The following is an 18,321-nucleotide window of genomic DNA, read 5'->3' as shown; positions in this document are numbered from 1 at the left end:
GGTCACCGTGGCCGTTGCGAGCGCTCCCTTGCCGAGTTCCAGCCGGTTTCCGCTGCGTATGGCGGTGCTGGCGGTGCTCGCCGTCGCGGTCGGCCTGGTGCTGGCCGAACGTCTGTACCGGGTTTTCGAAGTCCAGCTCTCCGGCCTGATACTGAGGGTCATCACCACATCGGGTGTCTTCGTCGCCGGTGAACGCGAGACTGTCTACTTTGGGTTGTCGGGCGATACTCCACTCGGGTTAAGAATGACTCCGGAATGCTCGTCGGCATTCATGTTGCTGCCACTGCTGCTGGTGACCGCCGTCATGTTGTATTTCCGGCCGAAAAATGCGAAGCGGCTCTTCACTTCGTTGCTTATTTCCGCGATCGTCGTCATTCTTGTCAATCAGATGAGGGTTTTGGCCATCGTCGGCCTCGTGAACGTGATGGGTATCGACGAAGGCTATTACTGGGGACACACCCTGCTCGGTTCGATGGTCAGCGTCCTCGGCGGCGCGATCGCCCTCGTCCTGTTCGTCTGGCTGAGCACCCGCAAGCCCCGCGCCGAACGCGTGGCCGCCTGATGGGCGGCGGCTCGATCAAGATCCTGCTGGCGATCACGCAGGCGTTCGCGCTCACGATGAGCGTGGCGTTCATCGTGTACGTGGTCGTGATCGTCGTGCCGTACCTGCGGCGCAAACCCGCCCCCGTCGGTGACGCCGCCGACTTCACCTGGCACTTCTTCGTTCCGTGCCGGGACGAACAGACCGTCATCCGGGAAACCGTGCGGTACCTGCGGTCGACGTTCCGGCACGCGCACGTCTGGGTCGTCGACGACGACTCCGAGGACCGCACGGCGCGGGTGGTGAGGTCGATCTGGCGGCGCAACGGCGGCTACGACCCATACCTGCACCTCGTTCCCCGGCGCCGCCCGGAGGCAAGGACGGGCAAGGGCGACGCGCTCAACGCGGCGTACCAGGCGCTCAACGACTGGATGGGCCCGGACGCGAGCCGTGACGACGTGGTCGTCGTGGTCGTCGACGCGGACGGGCGGCCGGCGGCGAACTGCCTGGAGGTGTGCGCCGCGGACCATCTCTTCGGCGACGAGACGATCGGCGCCGTCCAGCTCGACGTCTGGATGGGCAACGCCGACACCCGCCCGCCGGGGAAGAACTGGTTTTCGCGCGCTTTCGGGCTGAAGCTGGCCCAGATGCAGGATCTCGAGTTCCGCACGGCGATCGCGGCCATCCAGACCTCGCGCGGCTTCACGGGCACGATCTCCATGGGCGGCAACGGCCAGTTCACGCGACTGTCCGCATTGGACTCGATCGCCGGGCCGGACGAGCAGCCGTGGCGCGGTTCGCTGCTGGAGGATTTCGAACTCGGCGTGCACCTGCTGACCGCGGGCTGGCGGACCGGCTACACCCCGGATTCCCATGTGAAACAGGAAGGTCTGTACAGCCTGCGGCGGTTCCTGGTGCAGCGCACACGCTGGGGCCAGGGCACGATGCAGTGTTCGCGGTATCTCCGGCGGATCTGGGATTCGCCGCACGTGAGCACACTGGGCGCGGCGGAGATGATGTACTACCTCGCGCAGCCGTGGATGCAGCTGCTCGGCTCGCTGCTGTACCCGATCCCGTTCATCCTGCTGCTCTTCAGCACCGCGGGTGATCCGGCGCAGGTGTGGACCTGGTTCGCCGACGACGGCGCGTGGATCCTGTTCGCCATCTACGGCTCGTTCGGGTTGCTGCCGTTCATCGTCTGGGGCCCGATCTACCAGTTCAAATGCCTGAAGAGCCGCAATGTCCTACGTGGACTGGGGATGGGCTTCGCCTACGCGCTGTACATCTACACGTTCTACATCACGTCGTGGCGGGCGCTGTTCCGGTTGGTGCGCGGCCGCAACGGCTGGTCGAAGACGCGGCGGAACACCGAGCACGCCCCCGGGGTCAAGGTCGCGCTGGACTCCTGACCCCGGGGACGGTTTTCAGAGCGCGGGCAGGATCCGGACGTCGTCCGCCTTCACGAAGGCGATGCGGTGTCCGAACTGGATCTGCACGTACTTCGTCTTGCCCTTGACGACCACGTGGTTCGCCGGGTCGAACGTCGTCGCCGAGTAGTACTCGGAGCCGAGCACGTTGCCGACGGAGTACCGCTGCCCGGCCGAGAACGTGTACGGCAGCGGGACGACCTGCTGCACAGGCACGTTCGCCGGGTAGGCCTCGGCTTCGGGATACGCGCGGCCGAACACCGGCACGGTCGCCAGGCCCGGCTTCGGCGTGACGACCAGGCCGAACGCCGGGCTCGTCGTGCGCTGGTCGCGGAACCAGCCCTTCTGGCCGAGGTACCAGATCGCCGTCCAGCCGTCACGCCGCTCGGCGACCACGTACCGCTGGCCGGTCTCCGCCCGGCTGCCGATGTCGGAAACGGCCATCGTGCTCGCCGACCCGTCCGGGCGCAGGCCGATGTCCTTGAGCAGCGGCGCCGAGTCGCTCGGCTCGCTGCGCAGCACGACCGAACCGGAACCCCTTGCCGGGCAAGGCTTTCCGGCGGCCTCGCAGCCGGTGAACGCGGGCTGGTTCGTGGCGAAGTCCGGGGTGATGGTCACCAGCGGAGAGCCGGGACGGCCGAAACCGGAAAGCGGTGCGCCCATCAGCTCGAAGTAGTGCGCCCAGTCCCAGTACGGGCCCGGATCCCAGTGCATGCCCCGGATCGTCGAGGGGAGCGTGCCGGGAACGTTGTCGTGGCCGAGGATGTGCGCGCGGTCGAGCGGGATGTCGTACTTCCGCGCGAGGTAGCCGACGAGCTTCGCGGAGGTGCGGTACATCGCCTCCGTGTACCAAGTGCCCTTCGCGGCGAAGCCCTCGTGCTCGATGCCGACGGACTTCGCGTTGACGTACCAGTTGCCCGCGTGCCAGGCGACGTCCTTGGTCGGCACGTGCTGCGCGATCTGGCCGTCGGACGAGCGGATCGTGTAGTGCCAGCTCACGTACGTCGGGTCGGTGACAAGGTCCATCGCCGTGTCCCAGTAGCCCTCGGTGTCGTGGATGATGATGTATTCGACCTTCTGGCTCTTCGGCCGGTCCGCCTTGTCGTGGTTGCCGTAGTCGTTGTCCGGCAGCTCCTGGTACGGCGCCGGCACCGAAAGGCACGAGAGCTTCTTCGGGCACTCGATCTTCGGGTCTTCGGCCTGGGCGCGCGCCGGGCTCACCGGTGACGCGGCGAGGGTGACGTTCTGGCCGTCGTCGGTCCTGCGGCTGACGCCCTTGGAGATGGTGTCGAAGACTTCGTCGGCGAAGGACTGCGCTCCCTCCGCGTTCTTCTCGCCGCTGTAGCGCGCGACGGCGGCCCGCCAGTCGCCGGTCTCGCGCTGGTACTTCGCCAGCAGAGCGGCGCCACCTCGGATGTTCTGGGTGGTGTTCGTGCGCAGCGTCGCGACGTCCTGACCGATCAGCGCGGCCGCTTCGTCGATGGTCTGGAGGCCGGGCGGGGGAGGCTTCGGCGCCGGAGTCTCCGGGAGTTTCGCCGGGCGGGCGTCGTCGCCGCGCGGGTCCTCCTCACCTTCGTCGTGATGCGTGCCCGTGCCCGCTTCGCGCAGGTCGGTCAGGTGCATCGGGCCGTACCCGGCGGACGTGCTGGGCGTGCCCGCGTTGAAGTCCCAGCGCGACTCCAGGAAGGAGACGCCGAGCAGGACGTTCTCCGGGACGCCGAATTCCCGCGCGGCGGCCGCGAAGTCCCGCTGACGCTGCTGGTCCGCGGGGGCGGCTTCGGCGGGGACCGCGGCGAGGAGACCGGCGGCGAGGGCGAGGACCGCGAGCCCGGCGGTCCGTTTGGACCGGTGCCGGAGCGGCTCGAGGGTGACGGGACGGAAGGGACGCGGCATGGGCGTATACCCCCAGTGACTAGGTCTGCTGAACAGGACCGACCCCAATGGTCGGAACCTAACCAGAAACCGGCTTGGTCCGTAAGGCCCCTCCAGATCGCGATTAGGGGGCTAAACGCAGGTCGGTGGCAAGGTGGGGGGCATGGAGCTTCTGTGGGAGAAGGACCACGTCTTCCTCGACTTCGACGGGCCGGTGTGCGACGTGTTCGCCAGGCTGCCGGCGAGCGAGGTGGCGGACAGGCTCAAACTCCTCATCGAGCCTGAGGTGATCGCCTCGGCCGATCCGTTCGACGTGCTCCGGTTCGCGGCCTCGTGCGGCCCGAACGCCGCGCATGTCGTCGAGCGGCAGCTCAGTCGCTTCGAGGGGGAGGCCGTCGCGCAGATCTCGCCGTCGCCTGGTGTCGCGGACGTGCTCCGTGATTGGCGCGCGCAGGGGTTCACGGTGACGATCGTCAGCAACAACTCCGTCGACGCGATCCGGGCCTTCCTGGGACTGCACGACCTCGCCGAGCTCGTTCGCGGGATCAGCGCGCGGACGACGAGCGATCCCGAGAGGCTGAAGCCACAGCCGGCGCTCCTCGACGCAGCGGTGAAGGCGCTCGGCACGTCGCCGGCCCAGTGCGTCATGGTCGGCGACTCGGCCGCGGACATCCTGGCCGCCCGCGCCGCCGGCGTCGCTTCGATCGCCCTGGCGAAGACACCCGCCAAGCGCCGAGCCCTCGCCGCCCTGGACCCCGATGCCCTGGTGACCGACCTCGCGGACTTGCGTTTAGCGGGCTAATCGCGATCCGGTGGTGCCGGGCGGAGCAAAACCGCCGGTCAGGGGCTCGACGGGGGAGATTCCCCGGGGTGAGCGGACCCTCCTTGCGAAGCTGGCACTCACATGGCTAGAGTGCTAATTGCACGGCCCGAACACGCCCCGGCACCCGCGACGGCGGGGGTGGTAGGAGCCGTAACTAATCCTGCCAACGCTTTCGACGACCGTGGAGGTCAACCCGGTGAGCGTGAACATCAAGCCGCTCGAGGACAAGATCGTTGTCCAGACGAGTGAGGCCGAGGAGACGACCGCTTCCGGCCTCGTCATCCCCGACACCGCCAAGGAGAAGCCCCAGGAGGGCAAGGTTCTGGCCGTGGGCCCGGGCCGCATCGACGACAAGGGCAACCGCGTTCCGCTGGACGTGGCTGTCGGCGACGTCGTCATCTACTCCAAGTACGGCGGCACCGAAGTGAAGTACAACGGTGAGGACTACTTGATCCTTTCCGCTCGCGACGTGCTGGCCGTCATCAACTGACGTCCGCTCTCAGCGCATGACGCCCCGGGCCCCGCATTGCCGGGGAACGGGGCGTTCGTGTTTTCCGAGCTTTAGAACTGGAAGGTAAGCGGAACAGGCCATGCCCAAGCAGATCAGTTTCGACGAGGACGCTCGTCGCGCGCTCGAGCGCGGGGTGAACAAGCTCGCCGACGCGGTCAAGGTCACCCTCGGCCCGCGCGGACGCCACGTCGTGCTCGACAAGAAGTTCGGTGGCCCGACCATCACCCTCGACGGCGTCACCGTCGCTCGTGAGATCGAGCTCGACGACGCGTTCGAGAACCTCGGCGCCCAGCTCGCCAAGAGCGTCGCCACCAAGACCAACGACGTCGCCGGTGACGGCACCACGACCGCGACCGTGCTCGCGCAGTCGCTGGTGAAGGTCGGCCTCCGCAACGTCGCCGCCGGTGCCAACCCGACCGCTGTCGGCCGTGGCATCGAGGCCGCCGCGGAGAAGGTCATCGCGGTCCTCAAGGAGAAGGCGACCCCGGTCAAGGGTCGCGACAACATCGCCCAGGTCGGCACCGTCACCTCCCGTGACGCGGCCATCGGCGCCCTGCTCGGCGAGGCCGTCGAGCGGGTCGGCGAAGACGGTGTCATCACGATCGAGGAGTCGTCCACGCTGGCGACCGAGCTCGTGATCACCGAGGGTGTGCAGTTCGACAAGGGTTTCCTGTCGGCGCACTTCGCGACCAACCCGGAGGAGCAGAAGGCGATCCTCGAGGACGCCTACATCCTGCTGGTCCGCGAGAAGATCTCGGCGCTGGCCGACCTGCTCCCGGTGCTGGAGAAGGTCGTCGAGGCCAAGAAGCCGCTGCTGATCATCGCCGAGGACGTCGACGGCGAAGCGCTGTCGACCCTCGTCGTGAACTCGCTGCGCAAGACGATCACCGCCGTCGCGGTCAAGGCGCCGTTCTTCGGTGACCGCCGCAAGGCGTTCCTGGACGACCTCGCGGTCGTCACCGGCGGCGAGGTCATCTCGGCCGAGATCGGGCACAAGCTGTCCGAGACCACGCTGGCCCAGCTGGGCAACGCGCGCCGGATCGTCGTCACCAAGGACGACACCACGCTCGTCGACGGTGCCGGCACCAAGGACGACATCGCCGCGCGCGTCGCGCAGATCCGCAAGGAGATCGAGAACACCGACTCCGACTGGGACCGCGAGAAGCTGCAGGAGCGGCTGGCGAAGCTCGGCGGCGGTGTCGCCGTGATCAAGGTCGGCGCGGCCACCGAGACCGAGCTGAACGAGCGCAAGCACCGCATCGAGGACGCCGTGGCTTCGACCAAGGCGGCCGTCGAAGAGGGCATCCTGCCCGGCGGTGGCTCGGCGCTGGTGCACGCGGTCAAGGAGCTCGAAGGCGACCTCGGCCTCGAGGGCGACGAAGCGACCGGTGTCCGCATCGTCCGCGACGCGCTGTCCGCCCCGCTGTTCTGGATCGCGACCAACGCGGGCCACGAGGGCGCGGTCATCGTGAACAAGGTCCAGGAGCAGAGCTGGGGGCACGGCTTCAACGCCGCCACCGGTGAGCTCACCGACCTGCTGGCCGCCGGCATCGTCGACCCGGTCAAGGTGACCCGGTCCGCGGTGGCGAACGCCGCTTCCATCGCCCGGCTCGTGCTCACGACGGAGAGCTCCATCGTCGAGAAGCCGGTCGAGGAGGAGCCCGCCGCGGCCGGTCACGGCCACGCGCACTAGTTCCACCCCTGAAGCGGGGCGGTACTCCATCCGGAGTGCCGCCCCGCTTTGCTGCGCCGCCCGACCTGCGTTTAGCGGGCTAAACGCGATCCGAGGGCGGGAGCGGCGGCCGCACTGACCTGCGTTTAGCGGGCTAAACGCGATCCGGTGCCGGAGACGCGGAAGGGCGGCACCCCACCCGGATGCCGCCCTTCCGCGTCGCCGACTCGGCCGGATCAGCCGTTCGACATGCTCAATTGGCGCTTGTCCGCCTTGATGATGTGCTCGCGTTCCGATTCCGACAGTCCGCCCCAGATCCCGTACGGCTCGTGCACGGCGAGCGCGTGGCTCCGGCACATGGCCAGTACCGGGCAGGCCAGGCACACGGCTTTGGCCCTCGCCTCGCGGCGGGCTCTGGCAGGCCCGCGCTCGCCGTCAGGGTGAAAGAAGGACGCGCTGTCCATGCCTCGGCACGACCCTTCGAGCTGCCAGTCCCATACATCCGCGTTGGGCCCCGGGAGCCTGCGTGTGTCCGCCATCCTGACCGCCTCCGTCATCCGGTCGAAGCGTTTACCTGCTCTGCTGCGCTGCGGATACTCCATTCGGTGCAACGGCGGTAACGTTAGAAGCGCGCCAATACTTGTTCAAGAGATTCAAGACGATTCAGCCGTTAGGCATCCCCCGGATGTGTGAGCGGTACTTTCCGTTCCGGTTGCCGCCGCCCCGGGCTGCCTGGATATTGGGTCGAGTGGGATCTCGGATCAGCAGTGAAGAACCCACCCTGCCGGTGGCCTCGGTCGCTCGTCGGCTCGGGGTCGCGCCGTCCACCCTGCGCACCTGGGACCGCAGGTACGGCGTAGGACCGAGCCGCCATACCAACGGCCGTCACCGTCGCTACGGCAGCTCCGACATCGGCCGCCTCGAACTGATGCAGCGCGCGTTGCTTCGCGGCGCCTCGACGGCTGAAGCGGCGAAGTACGCGCTGGAGCAGATGCCCCGGACGGAGACGGAGCCGCCGGAGGCCGTCGTGGTCCAGGTTGAGGAGCGCGCCGCGGCGCCACCGGCCGAAGATCACGACGTTCCGTCCCGTCTCGCCAGGCGCTTGAGCACAGCCGCGCTCGCGATGGACTTCGGCGCGGTCCAGCGCATGCTCGCCGACACGATCCGCGAACTCGGCGTCCTGCCCGCGTGGACCGGCGTCATCTCGCCGGTCCTGACGGCGCTCGGCGCGCGCTGGCGCGGTGTCAGCGCCGGAGCGGAGGTCGAGTATCTGCTCGCCGAATGCGTGTACGCCGCCCTCGTCCGCGCGACGCCGGTGCTGCGCGAACCGCGTAACCAGCGCCCTGTCCTGCTGACCTGCGTCCCGGACGAGCGCGACAACCTGCCGATGTACGCGCTCGCCGCGGCGCTGGCGGGACGCCGGATCGGCGCCCAGCTGTTCGGGGCCTCCCTGCCCGCCGAAGTGCTCGCCGTGACCGTGCGCCGCAGCGTCCCGGCGGCGGTGGTGCTGTGGTCGGGACGGCGCGCGACGGCGGACCCTCGCCTGTTCGCCAGGGTGTCCCGAGGCCGTCAGCGCAGCAGGCTCTTCGCGTGCGGCCCCGGCTGGGATCCCGCGACCCTCCCGGACAAGATCGAACTGCTCGGCGAACTCACGACCGCCGCCGACCGGATCGAGCACGTTCTTGTCGGTGCGAGGCGATAGAAAGGACGCATGGAATCGTCCTTGCGGTCCGCCGCGTTCGGCGACGGCCTGCCGCCGAGCTCCTTCGCGGTGCCCGCGTCGCCTCGCGGAAGGTTGCTCGCCGCGATCGGGCTCGGCGCCCGCGGCCGGTACGCGGCGGCGGCCACGCTGCTGAACGATTTGCGCACGGGCAAGGATCCGGTGGTCGCGTCGCTGGCCGCGAGCACGCTGGCCTCGCATCGGCGGCAGCTGGGCGGGCACGCGGCGGCACTCGTCCTCGACGGCGAGGCGCTCGCGCGGGTGATCTCGGAGCCGCGAGGCGAGCCCGACCCCGACGGTCTGGACGCCGAGGGGGCGCGGGCGGACGCCCTCCTCGGCCTCGCGGCGGACAATCTGGGGCGCGGCAGGCTCGCCGCCGCCCGGCGGTTGCTCGCCCGTGCGGGCGCGCACACCGGTAGCTGGCGGACCCGGACGAGGGCGGGCTGGGTCGGCGCGGAAATCGAACTGGCGAGTAACATTTCCGCCGCGGCGATCGCACCTGCGGAAATGGCGTGGGAAACCGCGCGCGCCAGGGGTGCCTGCCGTCACGTCGTCAAATCACAGCTTGTACTCGCCGTGACGATCGCGAATGCCGGTTCCGCTGAGCGGGAGCGCGCGAAAGCGCTGGTCGAGAGCGCGCGCGAAACCGCCGAAAAATACGAATTCAATTCACTTCTGTGGGTGGCGTGCCTGGTCGGGGCGGACTTCGGGGCAGGACACGCCGATGAGTATCGATTCAGAGGGGCGGAAGTGTTGCACGCAGTGTTACGGCATGCGGATCCTTGCGGGAGGTGGCTCGCCCGGGAATCTCCGTGGGTACCGCTCTGATGGCGTCTAGCCTGTTGGAGGGCCCATTCCGGCAACCGGGCTAAGAACTTTCAAAAAAAGCCACCGGATCGTGTCAAGGTTCGGGCTAAAGCGTCCGATAGGGGAAGTGGAATGTCACCCGGCTGCAGGAAGGAAACCCCGTGACGACGGTCTTGATCTGCGACGACCGACGCAGTGTCCGCGAAGGGCTCACTCGAGTGATGTCCGCGGTCCCAGGGGTCAGTCGCATCGACTGCGTAGCGCACGGTGACGAGCTGCTGGCCCGGTACTCCCGTCAGCCGGTCGACGTCGTGCTGGTCGGTACCCAGCGCGCCGTCCCGACCGGCGTCGAAGCCACCCGGCGGCTCGTCTCGGCGAACCCCCAAGCGAACGTGATCGTGTTCGGCGCCCCGGACGACGCGGGCAGCATCGCCGCCGCCATCGCCGGCGGAGCCCGCGGCTACCTGCGCTGGGACGCCTCGCGTCCCGAGCTGGTCGCCGCACTGGCGCACACGCTCGCCAGCACCTCGGTGCCGGCGCCGCGTCAGCCGTCCGACCCCGGCGTCCAGCTCACCGAGCGGGAGCTTCAGGTGCTTCGCGGGATGAGCCAGGGCAAGAGCAACGGGCAGATCGGCCGCGAGCTGTATCTGTCCGAAGACACCGTGAAGACCCACGCGCGCCGCTTGTTCCGCAAGCTCGGCGTGCGAGACCGCGCTCAGGCGGTCGCCCACGGATTCCGTCGTGGGCTTGTTTCCTGACAACGCTTTCTTGATTTCAACGGCGAGATCGCACAACGGGTGACGAACGGGCCGGGGGTGTACCCCTGGCCCGTACCTGTGTTCCCTGTCACGCTTCGCGCTTTTGTGTCCACCGCTCGGGCACCCTGGCCCGAGCGAGTCCGCCTCCGGGCGGACCGTCGTACCCCACTGTGTTCCGGCTCGTCGGATTTCGGCCACGAGCGAAAGGGACCAGGAAGATCCGGGTTCAGCGCGCTCGCCGGCAGGCGGCGCGCCGATGACGGCCGTCAACGAAGGCGGCGAGCCCGAGCGGTACGGTAGCTGTCACCGGGTAGTGGATTCCGAAGTCACACGCCGGACTCTTTGCACGCCTATACGTAACACTGGGACTGTTGTCTGCGATGGCCAATGTGGGGGACGGACTGGATGAGCCGGTCGCCGCTGCTGTTGAGGGTGATCCTCAAGCGGTCGAGCGGTTGCTGGCGGCCATCCGTCCTTTGGTAGTGCGGTACTGCCGCGCTCGGGTTGGCAGGCAGGAGCGTTCGTTCGCTTCCGCAGACGACGTTGCTCAGGAGGTGTGTCTCGCGGTGCTCACGGCATTGCCTTCGTACCGTGATCAGGGCCGCCCGTTCCTGGCCTTCGTCTACGGGATCGCCCAGCACAAGGTGGCCGACGCGCATCGCGCCGCGGCCCGCAACCGCGCCGAACCGGTCGCCGAAGTCCCCGACGAGGTCGAGGGTGGCGTCGGTCCCGAGCAGCGTGCCCTTCAAGGCGAGCTGAACGAGCGCATGTCACAGCTGCTGCGTGTCCTTCCCGACAAACAGCGTGAGATCGTGGTCCTGCGGGTTGTCGTGGGATTGTCCGCCGAGGAGACGGCAGAGGCCGTGGGGTCCACCCCCGGCGCCGTCCGGGTGGCCCAGCATCGCGCCCTCGCGCGCCTACGTAAGGTTCTGGCCGCTGAGGAGGTGATCTGAGTGACCGATCGCGACCATCGGTTCTCCCCTGGGACCGATCGTGAACTGACGGCCTTCGAAAGAGGGCTGACGCCCTCGGAAGCCGAGTTCGCAGCCGATCTGTCGGCCGTCCAGGCCGACGACGCGCTGCTCGACGCTCTCGGTGGCTCGGATCCGAAAATGGCCGACGACCTCGGCGATCAAGAGCTCAACGCGCTGCTGCTGGCCTGGCGGCGCGACATCGACAGCGAGCCGCTCGCGGAACTCGTCGACGTCGACACCGCCGTCGTCACCGTGAAGACCGCCGCGCTCGCCCGCAAACACGGGGGAAGACGCCGGCTGCTGGTCCCGGTGGCCGCCGCCGCGGCCGTCCTGGCCATCGCCTTCGCCGGTACCGGTCTCGCCGCGAAGGACGCGCAGCCTGGTGACACGCTCTGGGGACTGACCAAGGTGCTTTACGCCGACCACGCCCGGTCGGTCGAGGCCGCCGCGGCGGCCAAACTCGATCTCGAGAAGGCCAACCTCGCGCTCGCCGGCGGGCGCCTCGACGACGCCCGCAAGGCGCTCGACGAAGCCCAGGCCGCGCTGAGCCAGGTGACCGACGAAGAGAACCGCGATCAACTGCTCGAACAGCACCGCCAGTTGAGTGCTCAGCTGCAGAACCCCGTGCAGCCCTTGCCGCCGGATCAGCAGCAGCCGACGCAGACCCCGGTCGCGACCACACCGCAGCCCACTCCGCAGCCGACCGCTCCGCCGACGTCGCTGCCCGGAGGCGGCAACCCCGGCACGAGTCTGCCGGGCACCACGACTCCCTCGCCGACTCCGCCGACCACGACCAGTGAGCCGCCACCGCCCACGACGTCCACGACGCCACCGGCCTCGGGCAACGACCCCGGTGGCTCGCGTAACGAGCCGTCGCCGGGCGCCGGAGCGCAGGCTCCTGGCGCGGTCGAGACGACGCAGTAGCACCCATCGAACGCCGAAGGGCCTGGTGAGATCCCTCTCACCAGGCCCTTCGTTGTCTCAAATCGCGTTTAGCCCGCTAAAGGCGATCGCCTTTAGCGGGCTAAACGCGATCAGTAGGCGCTTTCGTTGGCCGTGACGCCGTCCGCGAAGCCGCGGCAGTAGTCCCAGCTCACGTAGTCCCCGGGGTTCGGGTCGAACGCGGGCTCGTGCGGCCGCATGCGGCCGTCGGCGAGCAGCTGCTCGAGACTGGCGCGCAGCAGATGCCAGTCGTGGTAGTGGGGTTCGTCGCATTCACCGCAGTCGACCACGATCCCGCGCACCCCGCGCGGTTCGAGGAGCGCCTGGTAGACGGCGAGATCGGAGAGATCGGCCAGCAACTCGGTGCGTTCTTCGTCGCTGATCGGCTCGTCGAGCCGGTCGGCGTCGTCGATGAACGCGCGGGCCGGGTCGTCCGGGTCATCCGCGAACGGGTCTGGGGGCAACGCATCTTGCGGCACGCCTGCACGCTACCGGGCGCCCACCCGGGCCGGGCGGCCGCCCGGCCCGGATATCATGAGGGGCAGGCCCTCGCGTCGCTACAGCGACACGTACATCACCGCTAGGAAGGCCCTTCGCCTGCTATGACCAGCGACAGCGTCACCGCCCCCGTCCCGAGCAAGTTCGCCATGCTCGGGCTGACCTTCGACGACGTGCTGCTGCTGCCGGCCGAGTCCGATGTGGTGCCCAGTGCGGTCAGCACCCGCACCCGGCTCTCCCGCAACGTCACCCTGAACATCCCGCTGGTCTCCGCCGCCATGGACACCGTCACCGAAGGCCGGATGGCCATCGCGATGGCGCGCCAGGGCGGGATGGGCGTGCTGCAGCGCAACCTCCCGATCGACGACCAGGCGGCCGCCGTCGAGGTCGTGAAGCGCTCCGAAGCGGGCATGGTGACCGACCCGGTCACGTGCTCGCCCGAGGACACCCTCGCCGAGGTCGACGCCCTGTGCGCGCGATTCCGGATCTCCGGTGTACCGGTCACGGACGCCGCCGGCACGCTGGTGGGCATCATCACCAACCGCGACATGCGGTTCGAGGTCGACCACACCCGCGCGGTGCACGAGGTGATGACGAAGCCGCCGCTGGTCACCGCGCAGGTCGGCGTCACCGCGGAGGCCGCGCTCGGGCTGCTGCGCCGCCACAAGATCGAGAAGCTGCCGATCGTCGACGGCGCGGGCAAGCTGCGTGGGCTGATCACGGTCAAGGACTTCGTCAAGACCGAGCAGTACCCCAACGCCTCCAAGGACACCAACGGCCGCCTGATCGTCGGTGCCGCCGTCGGCGTCGGACCGGACGGGCACAAGCGCGCGATGGCGCTGGCCGACGCCGGGGTCGACGTGCTGATGGTCGACACCGCGCACGGACACTCCCGCGCTGTAGTCGAGACCGTCGCGTTGCTGAAGAAGGAACTGGGCGACACCGTCGACATCGTCGGCGGCAACGTCGCGACCCGGGCCGGCGCGCAGGCGCTGGTGGACGCGGGCGCGGACGGGATCAAGGTCGGTGTCGGCCCCGGCTCGATCTGCACCACCCGCATCGTCGCCGGCGTCGGCGTGCCGCAGATCTCCGCGATCTACGAGGCCGACCAGGCCGCGCGCCCGGCCGGGATCCCGGTGATCGGCGACGGCGGCATCCAGTACTCGGGCGACATCGCGAAGGCGATCGCGTCCGGCGCGTCCACGGTGATGCTCGGCAGCCTGCTCGCGGGCACCGCCGAATCGCCCGGCGACCTGATCCTGGTCAACGGCAAGCAGTTCAAGACCTACCGCGGTATGGGGTCGCTGGGCGCCATGCAGTCGCGCGGGCAGGCGAAGTCCTACTCGAAGGACCGCTACGCCCAGGACGACGTGCTGAGCGAGGACAAGCTGGTCCCCGAGGGCATCGAGGGCCGGATCCCGTTCCGCGGGCCGCTGGCGAACGTCGTCCACCAGCTGGTGGGCGGGCTGCGGTCGGGTATGGGCTACGCGGGCGCGTCGACGATCCCCGAGCTGCAGGAGGCGCAGCTGGTGCGGATCACCGCGGCCGGGCTGAAGGAGAGCCACCCGCACGACATCACGATGACCGTCGAGGCGCCGAACTACACCACCCGTTAGTCCGCCCCTTAGGACACTTACCCATCCGGTTCCGTTCCCGGGAGACTTGGCCCGCTGATCAAGTCTCCTGGGAGGAACCCGATGTCTTTCACCTCGCGCCGGACCGCGCTCGCCGTCTTCGCCGCCGCTGCCCTCGGGCTCGGCGGCGGGGTGGCGGCTTCCGCCGTCCCCACTGCTTCCGCCGCGCCCTCCGCACCCGAGGCCACGGGTCTTCAGGCATCGCCGGGTGAGCTGTGGAAGCGCACCGAGCTGTACTTCGGGACGACGAAGCCGGGAGGCGGGGAGCTGACCGACGCGGAGTTCACCGCGTTCACCGACAAGGCCGTCACGCCGAGGTTCCCGGACGGGTTCACCGAGCTGACCGGACGCGGCCAGTGGCGCGGGTCGGACGGCGTGATCTCGCGGGAGAAATCGAAGGTGATCGTCGTCGTGTACCCGTTCAGCGACCGCGACGCGAACCGCGAGATCGAAGAGATCCGGACCGACTACAAGAAGGCCTTCGCGCAGGAATCCGTCCTCCGGACCGACTCCGTGGAGAAGGTCTCCTTCTGACCCGAGCGCCTTTAGCGGGCTAAACGCGAAACGGGTGGGGCGAACGGGGCTGGTGTGACTTCCGGCCCGGTTCGGGTGCCCCGTGCGCAGGTCACCCACGCGGCCTAGCGACAATGGGGTGTAACGGTCGTCGGTGAGAAGGGACTTGACGTGCGGGATCTGGTCGAGATCGGCATGGGCCGCACCGCGCGGCGGGCGTATGACCTCGATGACGTGGAGATCGTGCCGTCGCGGCGCACCCGGTCGTCTTCGGTCGTGTCCACCGCCTGGCAGATCGACGCGTACCGGTTCGAACTGCCGCTGGTCACGCACCCCACCGACGCGATCGTGTCGCCGGGAACAGCGGTGGCCGTCGGCGAGCTCGGCGGGCTGGGCGTCCTCAACGCCGAAGGGCTGTGGGCGCGGCACCCGAACGTCGAGGACGCGATCTTCCGCCTCGTCCGGGCGGCCGAGGACACCGAGGACCCGACCGCGATCGTGCGTGAGCTGCAGGAACTGCACTCCGCCCCGATCCGGCTGGACCTGCTGACCGAGGCGATCAAGACCGTCCGCGAGTCCGGGGTCACCGTGGCCGCGCGGGTCAGCCCGCAGCACGCCGCGGAGCTGACGCCGGACCTGCTCGCGGCCGGCGTCGAGATCCTCGTCGTGCAGGGCACGATCATCTCGGCCGAGCACGTCCAGCGTGACGCCGAGCCGCTGGACCTGAAGGACTTCATCGGACGGCTCGACGTCCCGGTGATCGCGGGCGGCGTCAGCGACTACCGCACCGCGATGCACCTGATGCGCACTGGCGCGGCCGGTGTCATCGTCGGGCACGGGGCCAGCCGCGGTGTGACGAGCACCGACAGCGTGCTGGGGATCGGGACGCCGATGGCGACCGCGATCGTCGACGCCGCGGCCGCGCGGCGTGACTACCTCGACGAGACCGGTGGCCGGTACGTCCACGTGCTCGCCGACGGCGGGATGAGCACGTCCGGCGACATCGCCAAGGCCATCGCCTGCGGTGCCGACGCGGTCATGCTGGGCGCGCCGCTGGCCGCCTCGTCCGAGGCGCCGGGGCAGGGGCTCTACTGGACGTCGGCGGCCGCGCACCCGTCGCTGCCGCGTTCGCGCGTGGCGCTTGGGCCGGACTACGCCGTCGACCTGAAGACCCTGCTGTTCGGGCCGTCCTCGGATGCCGAGGGCGTCGTGAACCTCTTCGGCGCGCTTCGCCGCGCGATGGCGAAGACGGGCTACTCGGACCTGAAGGAGTTCCAGCGGGTGGGCCTGACCGTCCGCCGCTGACGCTCGCTCCCGGCCCGGATCGCGTTTAGCCCGCTAAACGCGATCCGGGCCGTTTGACATCTCAGGAGTCACATCAGCCCCATGCGTCCCTCCTGTGTCGCGTTTAGCCCGCTAAAGGCGCTCCGGTGGCCGCGGGCGGTAGTGGGCCGAGCCGAGGGAGCGGGCGATTTTCCGCTGGAGGTCTCGCAGGATCGGGAGGGTTTCGTCGTCCGCGAAGCCCGTGGTGATCGACCAGTCCATCCCGGAGCCGAAGACGTCGCTGGCGAACACGATTTCGGTGGCGATGAGGGTCTTGCGCCATTCCGAGGCGCGTAGCGGTTCTTCGTCGGCCAGCGCCGCGCGCAACCTTCGCGCCTGTTCGAAAAGGTCGGGCACGTCCTCGAAGCCCATCGCGACGGCGAGCTCGTGGGTGCACGCGGCCGGTCCACCCCATTCCGCCAGGCCACAGCGCAGTACCGTGCGCTCGTCACGCGTCAGGTCGATCGCCACCAGGGCATCCGTATCCACCGGTCGATGATGCCCCAGCCACGCTCGTACATCTGGATGGAAGGTAACCGGCCAGTAACTTACCTCTGGTCAGAAGGGGTGGCCGGGGTTACAGTCGAGGGTGTGACTGCGAGTAACACCACCACTGAAGACGACTTCGACTACGACGTGATCGTCGTCGGCTCCGGGTTCGGCGGCAGTGTCGCCGCCCTCCGCCTGACCGAGAAGGGCTACCGCGTCGCCGTCATCGAGGCGGGCCGCCGCTTCGCCGACGACGAGTTCGCGAAGACGTCCTGGGACCTTCGCCGCTACGTCTGGGCGCCGCAGGTCGGCTGCTTCGGCATCCAGCGCATCCACATGCTCAAGGACGTCATGGTCCTCGCAGGCGCGGGCGTCGGTGGCGGCTCGCTGGTCTACGCGAACACGCTGTACCGCCCGCTGAAGCCGTTCTACGTCGACCCGCAGTGGTCCCACATCACCGACTGGGAGTCCGAGCTCGGCCCGCACTACGACCAGGCCAGCCGCATGCTGGGCGTCGTCACCAACCCCAGCGTCACGCCGTCGGACGTGGTCATGAAGGGCGTCGCCGAGGACATGGGCGTGCCGGAGTCCTTCCACCCGACGCCCGTCGGCGTGTACTTCGGCAAGCCGGGGGAGCGTGCGGAGGACCCGTACTTCGGCGGCGCGGGCCCGGCGCGCACCGGCTGCACCGAATGCGGCGCCTGCATGACCGGCTGCCGCGTCGGCGCCAAGAACACGCTGGTCAAGAACTACCTCTACCTCGCGGAGAAGGATGGCGCGAAGGTCATCCCGCTCACCACCGTGAGCGCGATTAGCCCGCTAAACGCAGGTGGGTACGAGGTGAGCATCAAGAAGACCGGGACCACCTCGCGCAGGTTCCGGCACAAGCTCACCGCCGCGCAGGTGGTGCTCGCCGCGGGTACTTGGGGCACGCAGAACCTGCTTCACAGCATGCGCGACACCGCCAAGCTGCCGAAGCTCTCACCGCGTCTCGGCGAGCTGACCCGCACCAACTCCGAGGCCATCATCGGCGCCGCCCGGACGTCGGTGGACGAGGAGCGGAACTTCAGCCGCGGCGTCGCGATCACCTCGTCGATCCACCCCGACGAGAACACGCATATCGAGCCCGTCCGATACGGCAAGGGCAGCAACGCGATGAGCCTGCTCCAGACCATCGCCACCGAAGGCGATTCAGCGGTCCCGCGCTGGCGTCAGGCCGTGAACTTCATGTTCAAGCACCCCGTCCAGACCGTGAAGCTGCTCAACGGCTACCGCTGGAGCGAGCGCACCGTGATCCTGCTGGTGATGCAGAGCCTCGACAACTCCATCACCACGTACACCAAACGCGGGCTCTTCGGCCGCCGCAAGTACACGTCCAAACAGGGCCACGGCGAGCCGAACCCGAGCTTCATCCCCGCCGGGCACGAAGCCAACCTCCGCACCGCCGAGCGGATCGGCGGCATGGCGGGCGGCACCTGGGGCGAGATCTTCGACATCCCGCTGACGGCGCATTTCATCGGCGGCGCCCCGATCGGCACGGCGCCCGACAACGGCGTGATCGACCCGTACCACCGCGTCTTCAACTACCCCGGTCTGTCCATTGTGGATGGCTCGGCGATCACGGCGAACCTCGGCGTGAACCCTTCGCTGACCATCACCGCGCAGGCCGAGCGGGCTTTCTCGTTCTGGCCGAACAAGGGCGAACAGGACAGCAGGCCGCCGCAGGACTCGCCGTACGCGCGCCTCGAGCCGATCGCCCCGAAGAACCCCGCGGTTCCGGCGGACGCGCCCGCGGCGCTTCGGCGGTAACTTGGGGG

At 68.9% G+C, this 18,321-nt stretch carries 18 protein-coding genes; 14 read left to right on the top strand and 4 right to left on the bottom strand.

Annotated features, from left to right (window positions below; all coding sequences use genetic code 11):
- Window positions 1-58: 58 nt before the first annotated feature.
- Window positions 59-562 (top strand): exosortase P, encoded by a 504-nt coding sequence (gene xrtP, locus NQK81_RS19130; protein ID WP_034304374.1) that lies wholly within the window; start codon window positions 59-61, stop codon window positions 560-562.
- Window positions 562-1,950 carry an XrtP-associated glycosyltransferase gene (locus NQK81_RS19125; protein WP_034304376.1) on the top strand — a complete coding sequence of 463 codons (1,389 nt, stop codon included), beginning with the start codon at window positions 562-564 and terminating at the stop codon, window positions 1,948-1,950. Before xrtP ends, NQK81_RS19125 begins: the two co-directional genes overlap by 1 nt.
- 15 nt (window positions 1,951-1,965) lie before the next feature.
- Here the strand turns inward: NQK81_RS19125 and NQK81_RS19120 are convergent, their stop codons facing one another.
- Complete coding sequence (locus NQK81_RS19120; RefSeq protein WP_257489234.1) at window positions 1,966-3,861, bottom strand: N-acetylmuramoyl-L-alanine amidase; 1,896 nt, start codon at window positions 3,859-3,861, stop codon at window positions 1,966-1,968.
- A gap of 142 nt (window positions 3,862-4,003) precedes the next feature.
- Here NQK81_RS19120 and NQK81_RS19115 point away from each other — a divergent pair, with 142 nt between their 5' ends.
- The 3 genes from NQK81_RS19115 (at window position 4,004) to groL (ending at window position 6,867) form a co-directional block, all read left to right on the top strand.
- Window positions 4,004-4,642, top strand: a complete 639-nt coding sequence (locus NQK81_RS19115) for an HAD family hydrolase (protein ID WP_257489233.1) — start codon at window positions 4,004-4,006, stop codon at window positions 4,640-4,642.
- 217 nt (window positions 4,643-4,859) lie between these two features.
- On the top strand, window positions 4,860-5,153 hold the full coding sequence (gene groES / locus NQK81_RS19110) for a co-chaperone GroES (protein ID WP_009072407.1): 294 nt from the start codon (window positions 4,860-4,862) through the stop codon (window positions 5,151-5,153).
- Window positions 5,154-5,253: 100 nt separating this feature from the next.
- The gene (gene groL / locus NQK81_RS19105; RefSeq protein ID WP_126736616.1) at window positions 5,254-6,867 is read left to right on the top strand and encodes a chaperonin GroEL; all 1,614 of its coding nucleotides are present in this window, start codon (window positions 5,254-5,256) and stop codon (window positions 6,865-6,867) included.
- Window positions 6,868-7,082: 215 nt separating this feature from the next.
- Here groL and NQK81_RS19100 read toward each other — a convergent pair whose 3' ends face one another.
- On the bottom strand, window positions 7,083-7,403 hold the full coding sequence (locus NQK81_RS19100) for a WhiB family transcriptional regulator (RefSeq protein ID WP_126736617.1): 321 nt from the start codon (window positions 7,401-7,403) through the stop codon (window positions 7,083-7,085).
- A gap of 230 nt (window positions 7,404-7,633) precedes the next feature.
- On the opposite strand from NQK81_RS19100, the gene NQK81_RS19095 reads away from it, so the two are divergent.
- The 5 genes from NQK81_RS19095 (at window position 7,634) to NQK81_RS19075 (ending at window position 12,029) form a co-directional block, all read left to right on the top strand.
- Window positions 7,634-8,548 (top strand): MerR family transcriptional regulator, encoded by a 915-nt coding sequence (locus NQK81_RS19095; protein ID WP_371878909.1) that lies wholly within the window; start codon window positions 7,634-7,636, stop codon window positions 8,546-8,548.
- Between the two features lie 9 nt (window positions 8,549-8,557).
- The gene (locus tag NQK81_RS19090) at window positions 8,558-9,394 is read left to right on the top strand and encodes a hypothetical protein (protein ID WP_257489230.1); all 837 of its coding nucleotides are present in this window, start codon (window positions 8,558-8,560) and stop codon (window positions 9,392-9,394) included.
- A gap of 140 nt (window positions 9,395-9,534) precedes the next feature.
- Window positions 9,535-10,131, top strand: a complete 597-nt coding sequence (locus NQK81_RS19085; RefSeq protein WP_003073605.1) for a response regulator transcription factor — start codon at window positions 9,535-9,537, stop codon at window positions 10,129-10,131.
- Window positions 10,132-10,511: 380 nt separating this feature from the next.
- The gene (locus NQK81_RS19080) at window positions 10,512-11,084 is read left to right on the top strand and encodes a sigma-70 family RNA polymerase sigma factor (RefSeq protein ID WP_026467317.1); all 573 of its coding nucleotides are present in this window, start codon (window positions 10,512-10,514) and stop codon (window positions 11,082-11,084) included.
- Window positions 11,085-12,029: an anti-sigma-D factor RsdA gene (locus NQK81_RS19075; RefSeq protein ID WP_185927339.1), complete on the top strand. Its 945-nt coding sequence runs from the start codon at window positions 11,085-11,087 to the stop codon at window positions 12,027-12,029.
- 110 nt (window positions 12,030-12,139) lie between these two features.
- On the opposite strand, the gene NQK81_RS19070 is transcribed toward NQK81_RS19075, so the two are convergent.
- On the bottom strand, window positions 12,140-12,526 hold the full coding sequence (locus NQK81_RS19070) for a DUF5319 domain-containing protein (RefSeq protein WP_005166667.1): 387 nt from the start codon (window positions 12,524-12,526) through the stop codon (window positions 12,140-12,142).
- Window positions 12,527-12,649: 123 nt separating this feature from the next.
- Between NQK81_RS19070 and guaB the strand changes: the two genes are divergently transcribed.
- The 3 genes from guaB (at window position 12,650) to NQK81_RS19055 (ending at window position 15,997) form a co-directional block, all read left to right on the top strand.
- Complete coding sequence (gene guaB / locus NQK81_RS19065) at window positions 12,650-14,161, top strand: IMP dehydrogenase (RefSeq protein ID WP_126736620.1); 1,512 nt, start codon at window positions 12,650-12,652, stop codon at window positions 14,159-14,161.
- An 81-nt stretch (window positions 14,162-14,242) separates the two neighbouring features.
- Entirely contained in the window at window positions 14,243-14,713 is a 471-nt protein-coding gene (locus NQK81_RS19060; protein WP_126736621.1) for a DUF3574 domain-containing protein, read from the top strand.
- Window positions 14,714-14,863: 150 nt separating this feature from the next.
- On the top strand, window positions 14,864-15,997 hold the full coding sequence (locus NQK81_RS19055; protein WP_126736622.1) for a GuaB3 family IMP dehydrogenase-related protein: 1,134 nt from the start codon (window positions 14,864-14,866) through the stop codon (window positions 15,995-15,997).
- A gap of 111 nt (window positions 15,998-16,108) precedes the next feature.
- Here NQK81_RS19055 and NQK81_RS19050 read toward each other — a convergent pair whose 3' ends face one another.
- Window positions 16,109-16,504, bottom strand: a complete 396-nt coding sequence (locus NQK81_RS19050) for a hypothetical protein (RefSeq protein WP_257489229.1) — start codon at window positions 16,502-16,504, stop codon at window positions 16,109-16,111.
- Window positions 16,505-16,606: 102 nt separating this feature from the next.
- On the opposite strand from NQK81_RS19050, the gene NQK81_RS19045 reads away from it, so the two are divergent.
- On the top strand, window positions 16,607-18,313 hold the full coding sequence (locus NQK81_RS19045) for a GMC oxidoreductase (protein WP_257489228.1): 1,707 nt from the start codon (window positions 16,607-16,609) through the stop codon (window positions 18,311-18,313).
- The last annotated feature ends 8 nt before the right edge of the window (window positions 18,314-18,321 follow it).

Source organism: Amycolatopsis roodepoortensis (genome assembly GCF_024628825.1).
GTDB classification, from domain to species: domain Bacteria; phylum Actinomycetota; class Actinomycetes; order Mycobacteriales; family Pseudonocardiaceae; genus Amycolatopsis; species Amycolatopsis roodepoortensis.
The sequence above is the reverse complement of the archived record's forward strand: the minus strand, read 5'-3'. Positions and strand labels throughout refer to the sequence as shown.